This window comes from Ideonella flava (assembly GCF_051857595.1).
Classification (GTDB): Bacteria; Pseudomonadota; Gammaproteobacteria; order Burkholderiales; family Burkholderiaceae_C; genus Ideonella.
Window position 1 is genome coordinate 1 of sequence record NZ_JBPZHD010000025.1, and the last position, 7,009, is coordinate 7,009.

At 73.4% G+C, this 7,009-nt stretch carries 5 protein-coding genes; 4 read left to right on the plus strand and 1 reads right to left on the minus strand.

Going from position 1 to position 7,009, the window contains the following annotated elements:
- The 4 genes from ACS5PM_RS31950 to ACS5PM_RS31965 form a co-directional block, all read left to right on the plus strand.
- Positions 1 to 1,900 (plus strand): hypothetical protein (locus tag ACS5PM_RS31950; RefSeq protein ID WP_439392152.1); only part of this gene is annotated, 1,900 nt, incomplete at its 5' end.
- A 5-nt stretch (positions 1,901 to 1,905) separates the two neighbouring features.
- A complete protein-coding gene (locus tag ACS5PM_RS31955) occupies positions 1,906 to 3,858 on the plus strand; it encodes a TonB-dependent receptor plug domain-containing protein (protein ID WP_439392153.1) in 1,953 nt (650 codons plus the stop codon).
- Positions 3,859 to 3,876: 18 nt separating this feature from the next.
- A complete protein-coding gene (locus tag ACS5PM_RS31960) occupies positions 3,877 to 4,815 on the plus strand; it encodes a hypothetical protein (protein WP_439392154.1) in 939 nt (312 codons plus the stop codon).
- Positions 4,812 to 6,302 carry a hypothetical protein gene (locus tag ACS5PM_RS31965; protein WP_439392155.1) on the plus strand — a complete coding sequence of 497 codons (1,491 nt, stop codon included), beginning with the start codon at positions 4,812 to 4,814 and terminating at the stop codon, positions 6,300 to 6,302. The genes ACS5PM_RS31960 and ACS5PM_RS31965 overlap by 4 nt, the downstream gene beginning before the upstream one ends.
- On the opposite strand, the gene ACS5PM_RS31970 is transcribed toward ACS5PM_RS31965, so the two are convergent.
- On the minus strand, positions 6,280 to 7,009 hold a 730-nt coding region (locus tag ACS5PM_RS31970; protein WP_439392157.1), incomplete at its 5' end, for a hypothetical protein. The genes ACS5PM_RS31965 and ACS5PM_RS31970 overlap by 23 nt on opposite strands.

A 7,009-nucleotide genomic window follows, 5' to 3' on the forward strand; every position in this document is an offset into this window, starting at 1 on the left:
GCGCTACGCCACCGTCGAGGCCATGGCCGAGGACATCGCACGCCACCTCGCCGGCGAGCCGGTGCGCGCACGGCCCGCCACGGCCTGGTATCGCCTCGGCCGCTTCGCGGCGCGCTCGCGTGCCGGGCTGGCACTGGGCGCGGTGGCGACGGCCTCGGTGGCGGCGGCGGCCGGGCTGTCGCTCGCGCAGGCCCACCAGGCCAACCAGGCGGCCGCGCGCGCCGGCGCGGTCAAGAACTTCGTGCTGGACACCTTCCGTGTCGACGCGGCCGAGTCGCAGCGCCTGGGCGCGCGCGGCGTGCCGCGGGAGTACCTTCTGCAGCGTGGCGCCGCGCTGATCGACGAGCGGTTCGCCGGCCAGCCGGCGCTGCAGGCCGAACTGCACGGCGTCGTGAGCAGCCTGTTCGACGAGATGGCCAGCTTCGACCTGGCGCAGCGCCATGCGGAGCGGCGGCTGGAGGTCCTGAGCGAAAGCGCGGCGGCCACCGGCGACCGGGCCACGGCCGCGATCGCCCTGTCGCAGGCGCTGCTGAAGATCGGCCGGGCGCCGCGGGCCGAGCAGCTGGCCGCCCAGGCGGTTTCATGGTCGGGCGGCGATCCGCGGCTGGCCATCGTGGCACGGCTGCAGCTGGCGGCGACCCTGGCCGCGCAGCCCAAGGCGCGCATGCTCGGCGTCGAGCTCGACCGGCTCGACGCGCAGATCGCGCAGGCGCTGCCCCCGCAGGCGATCGAGCGCGCGCTCGCGCTCAGCGCCCGGGCGACCCTCGCCGCCTTGAACGGTCAGTCCGAGGTCGCGCTGGAAAGGGCGCGCGCGGCCGTCGCCACCGCCACGGCCATCGAAGGCTCGGCCTCCCACCGCGTCCTGAACCTGCGCTGGAACCTGTGGCGCACGCTGATCGCGCAGCGCCGGGTATCCGAGGCGCGCGAGCTCGGCGCGTCCATCATCGCGGACCTGCGCCAGCTCGGCGGCCCGCGGGACAGCACCGCGGCCTTCGCCGAGATCTACTACACCGCCTTCCTCTTCGCCAACGATCCGCAGTACCGGCTGAGCTTCGATGCCGCCGAAGCCGTCATCCTGGCCGACCGCGAGATCGTGAAGCAGCGAGGCTGCCGCGGCATCGCCGAAGCCGGCGCGTGGAGCGACTACTTCCTCGGCAGCCTGTACGCCGACTGGCATGACTTCGATCGCGCCGAACCCTTGCTCAACAGTGCGCTGGCTCGCATCGCCCCGGTGGGCGACGAACTCACGCTGATCCCGTACGCACCGCGCGTGCTGGCCTGGACGCGAATCGCACGCGGCGAGCATGCGCGCGGGGACGACGCCTTGCAGGCCCAGCTCGGCCTCATGACGCGCCAGGCCAGTCCGCTCGCGCCCCGCGCGCGGGCGACCCTGGCGCTCAGCCTGGGCATGCAAGGTCGTCACGCCGAAGCGCTGGAGCTGCTCGGCCCGCCCCCGGCTGCGGCGCCGCGCGAAGTGCCCGACCTCGAGGCCGCGCTGGTCCGCAGCAACATCCTGCTCGGCAGCGGCCAGCCCGCTGCGGCACTGGCGGTGCTGCCGGCGGCAGAGTCGCCCGCCTGGCTCGCCGGTGCCGAGATGGGCGCGCGCGGCGAGGCCTTGTGCGCGCTCGGCCGCGCGGCCCAGGGGCTGGCGGCGCTCGACGACTACCTGGCCGTCGAGGCCCCCCGCCGGTCACCGGCGAGCCCGTTCGTTGCCCGGGCCCGCGCGGTGCAGGGACACTGCGCGCTGGCGCTGGGCGACCGCACCCGTGCGATCGAGCTGGCCGGGCAGGCGCGAGAGGCGCTGCATCGCCAGCCGACGGTCAGCGCCTACTTCCGACAACCACTCGAACGACTGGAGGGGGCGTTGGCCGACCGCAAGTCGGGCCGTGCCCAGCTGTGAACCCGATGTACCGATTTGTCGTCCTCGGCAGCCTGACCCTCGCGAACGCCTACGTCCCTGCGGCGCGCGCCCAGGAGGCCTTGATGGACAACCCGCTGGTCGCACCGGATGGCCTGCAGCCGGTGCTCACCCCCACCCGGCTGAAGCAGGCGCCGCGCGACGTGCCGGCCAGCGTGACGGTGCTGTCCGCCGACATGCTGGCGGCCTACGGTTTCGTTGGCGTGGGCGAGGCGATACGCGTGGTGGCCGGCGGCGGCCCGCAGCGCCTCGGCGGGGCCAACTACGACCTCAAGGTGGGCAAGCGCTCGAGCTCCGGGCCGCCCCACATGACCCTGCTCATCGACGGGGTCGAGATCGGCGGCACCGCCCTGTCGGACGACGACGAATGGGCCGACCTGCCGGTCAGCATCGACGACGTCGAGCGCATCGAAGTGACACGGGGGCCCGGGACGGCGGGCTACGGATACGCGGTGACCATGGTGATCGTCAACATCGTCACGAAGCATCCGGCGGACATCGAGCGCGGGTACGGTCGCGTCACCTACGGCGCCTACGACACCCTGCGGGTCCTCGGCCGCGCCGGCATGACGCTCGGTCCGGGGGCGGTCCGGTTGACGCTGCATCACCGGCAGCGCGGCGAGATCACGGACGACCGTGCCGGGACGGCACGCCCGGATCCGCTGACCTTGGACCGCTTCACCGTACGCAGTGCCTTCGACCTGGATGACGCCTCCAACCTCGCCATCGATGCGGCGTACCTGATCGGCGAGCGCGAGGGCGACGAACGGCTCGCGCCGCCCTTGGGCAGGCAAACCTTGCGCTCGGGCTATGCAAGCGTGAACTGGTCGAGGTCGCTGGACGCTTCCAACGAGCTCCACGTGCGCCTGGACCAGTGGGCCAACACGCAGGACACCGCGGCCGTCGGCTGCGGCGCCGGTCTCGACGATGCCTGGGCTGCGTCCGGTGCCGTGTCCGGCCTGGCGTGGGCCATGCCCGAAGCCAAGCCGCCCAAGGACTGCACGCCCGCCTCGCTGGGCTACCAGCGCCGCATGCGGCTCGAGGTGCAGGACGTGCATGTGTTCGGCAACGGCGTGCGCGTGCTCGGCGGCGTCGGCTGGCGCCAGGAGCAGGCCAGCCTGCGCAATGCCGATCAGCTGCACTGGTCGACGGCCTTCAGGCGCGCCTTCGTGGCGGCGGAGTGGGAGATCGTCCCCGACGTCGACGTCAACCTCGGCGCTTCTTCCGACGACGGTGCGGCAGCCAACTACGACCGCTCGGTGCGGGCCGGCGTCAACTGGCGCCTGTCGCCGGACCAGACCCTTCGCGCAGCCTGGTCGATGGGCGACTGGGCCTCCGACAAGGGGCGCCGACTCGGGCTCGGTGGCACCGACAACGTGGTCACGCAGGAGCGCATGCAGGCCTGGGACCTGGGCTACCTGCTCACGCTGCCGGACCGCTCCGCCACCGTCGAGGCCCGCGTGTACTGGACGCGGCTGAAGGGCCGCGTCTGGAACGCCAAGCAGCCTGCGCAGCCGGAGCAGCCGGCGCGCGGAGAGGTCTATGGCGGCGAAGCCCGTGCGTCGGGCAACTTCACCGACCGCTGGTCGGGCTTCGTCGGCGCGTCCACCTTGATCGAAGGCTCCAACACCGGGGAGGCCGTCGCCGGCCCGCGCCCGCATCCCTGGTCGGCGGCGATCGGCACCAGCCTGGAGTTCGGCGAAGGCTGGCGAGCCTCGGCGGCGTACTACGGCTCGACCCGGCTGAACACCGCGACGCAGTCCGCCGGGCGGGCGGACCTGGTGCTGATGAAGGAATTCCGCTGGAACGAGGCGCGGGGCCGGGCCCTGGCCACCTACCGCCGCGCGGACCACCTGCGCCTCGTCGCGCCCGACGGCACTCCGTTGAGCCAGAACGGCTCGGCCGATACCTACTTCCTCAGCTTTCAGCTCGCCTACTGAACGGAACGGCCACGGGCGATGAAGACCTTGCGCACAGCCCCTTCGACGGCCTCGTCCCGCCCGGGCCGGCGCTCGGCCGTGCGCCTGCTGGGTGCCGCCGCGCTGGGCTGGGGCTGGTTCGGGTGGGCGGCCGCGGCCGGTGCCGAGTTGCGCATCCTCGTCGGAATGGCCGCGGAAGGCGGCGGGCCGATCGTCGCGGCGCTCAAGCAGCGCTTTCCGGGGGCGCAGGTGTCGGAGGACGTGCACACGCTGGCGGTGCGCCCGGGTCCTGCGATCTATCTCGCCGTGGGTCCGGCCGCGCTGCAGGCAGCGCTCAAGGCCGACGTCGCCGGGCCGCTCATCTCGGCTTTCGTCTCGTCCGAGGCCTACCTTCGCCTGACCGCCGCCACGCCCGCGCGCCGCAGCCAGGCCACGACCGCCATCTTTGCCGAAGCTTCGCCCACGTCGCAGATGCAGCTGATACGCCGCCTGTACCGGCGCAAGGTGCTGGTGGGCGTGCTGCTCAGCCCATCCACCCGCCACCTGCAACCCCTGATCGAGCGGGCCGCCGTGGCGGCCGATCTGGCGGTCTCTTTCGAGCAGGTCGAGACGGGGGGCAACCCGGTGCGGGCACTGGCCGCGCTCACTTCGGCGAGCGTGCTGCTCGCCGTGCCCGACCCCGAGCTTTACAACGCCCAGGTGGCTCGCGCGGTGCTGGAGTCGACCTACCGGCGCCGGCAGGGCGTGATCGGCTTCTCCCGGGCGATGGTGAGCGCAGGCACCCTGGGCGCGGCCTACGCCACCGTGGACGACGTGGCGGCGCAACTGGCCGGCATGGTCGAGGCCCTGATGGCGGGCCAGAGCGTCGACCCGCAGTACCCGCTGTACTGGCGGGTGGCCATCAACGATTCGGTGGCGCGCTCGCTCGACGTGACGATAGACGCGTCGGTGCGCGAACTCGGCAACTTCCCGACATGACGATCTCACGCCGCCTGCGCCTTCCGTCCAGCCTCGTCGGCCTGCTGGTGGCCGCCGCGGTGCTGCCGGCGGTGGCCCTGTTCGCGGTCACGGGCTGGATGCATGCCGGCGAGGAGAGTCGCCTGCGGCAGGACCTGCAGCAGCGTGCGGCCCTGATCGCCTCGGCCCTGGCCGAGGCCAGCGAATACGGCCTGATTTCCGGCAATGCCGCGGCGCTGGACCGCTCGGTGCGCGAGCTGCTGCGGCACGACTCCGCCATCGCGGCCATAGACATCCTCGACGCCTCGCGCAAGCCCTTCGTCTCGCTGCCCGGCACGCCCCTGGCCTCCGGCCTGCCCTCGGCCGAGCTGCCGGTGCGTTCCAGTGTGCCGGACATCGATTTCTTCGACAGCCCCACGCCTCACGTCTCGATGCCGGAGGAGGTCCAGCCCACCTTCCGCCTCGGGCCGGTGGCGGGTTACGTGCGCGTCACGATGTCGCCCGATGCGCTGGTGGCGGCGGCCCGCCAGGCCTTTGTCCTGCAGCTGGCGATCATTGCCGTCGCTTCCCTGGCCGGCGTGCTGGGCGTGGTGGTGCTGGCTCGCCGGCTGCGCGCTTCGCTGCTGGTGCTGCGCGAGGGCCTGCGCGGGCTCATCGAAGGGCGCTACGAGCCGCTGGACGGCCCGATGATCGGGGCCGAACTCAAGCGGGTGCGCGGGGCGCTGGCCGAGCTGGCGGAAACGCTCGCAGCGCGCAACAGCACCCTGGGCGGCATGCCGACCGGCGCGCCGGCGACGGGCGCTCCGCCCGGCCCTGGCAGCCCACCCGGCCTGCCGCCCAGCCTGCCCGCGAGCGTGCCACGCATGCCACTGGCGGCGCCGGATGCGCTGCAGCAGGATCGAATGGCCCGGCGCATCGTCGGGCGTTTCGATGCCGCGCTGTCGGCCGTGCGCCTGTGCGCGCGCCATGCGTCTCGCCTGGCCGAGGCGGCGGGCGACGACGACGAGCGCGGCCGCGCCCATCGCACGGCCCTGCACCTCATGGCCCTGGCCGAGCAGCTGGACACGGTCGGCGCCAACCTCACCGAGCCCATGCGCCACCGCATCGTCGACGGCAGCGGCAGCCTGGAGGCGGCGCTGGACGAGCTCATGGCCGAGTCGGCGCGCGCCCATCCCGGCTGCCGTCTCAGCGTGCAGCGGGACGAAGGGTTCGGGGTGGCGGCCGGCACGCGTGCCGTCCATCTGCACCGCGCCATGCAGGAGGCCCTGTCCTACCTGGTCTCGTGCTCCGATGCCTCAGAGGCGGCGGTGCACCTGCAGCGGCCCAACGGCAGCGGGGAGCTGCAGGTGAGGATCACCGACAACGGGCGCGGCGAAGAGTCCGACGCCGCCCGCGAGCGCCTCGCCCAGATCCACGACGGCCTGGTGACCTGCGGCGGCCGCGCCGAGCTGGCGCGCCTGCCGGGCGGCGGCAGCTGCCTGACGCTCAGCGTGCCGGCAATGCATTGACGCCGGCGGCCGGGGCGTGTCCTTCCGGCCCGCTCGCGGCCTGGCTGACCGCCTCGTCGATCGCCAGGCTGGCGGCGGCCAGCTGCTGGCGGATCTTTGGCGCCAGCTGACGGTCATCGCCGGCCAGCTCCAGCGCCCGCCGGGCCTGCTTCGCGGCCGCGGCGGTGTCGCCATGTCCCAGCAGGGCCTCCGACCACTGCAACGCGGCCTCGGCCTGTTCCTCGGCCGGGGCCTGGATGGCGGCCAGCACGTCGCTCTGCTTCTGCGCATAGACGCGGGCCTTGGCAAAGCTCTTCTCGTCCATCAGCACCCGCGCCACCGTGCCGTACAGCTCCGCCTGCAGCCGCGGCGCGTTGCCCCGCTCGATCAGCTGCACGTTGCGATCGAGCATCCGCTCGAACGAGGTGCCGTCGCCGCCCTCGGCCTGGGGGTCGTCCTGCACGCTGGCCCGGAAGGCATCGATCACGAACTGCTTCACCACCTGCGCCTGCTGCGCTGCCTCGGTGGCGCGCCGTGCCTGCACGGCCGCGACGACGGTGCCGGCGAGCCCCGCGGCGAACACCAGCGTGCCGGTCGCCACGGCCATGCGGTTCCGCCCGGCCAGCTTGACCAGGCGGTACCACGACGTGTCCGGCCGGGCGCGCACCGGCTCGCCGGCGAGGTGGCGTGCGATGTCCTCGGCCATGGCCTCGACAGTGGCGTAGCGT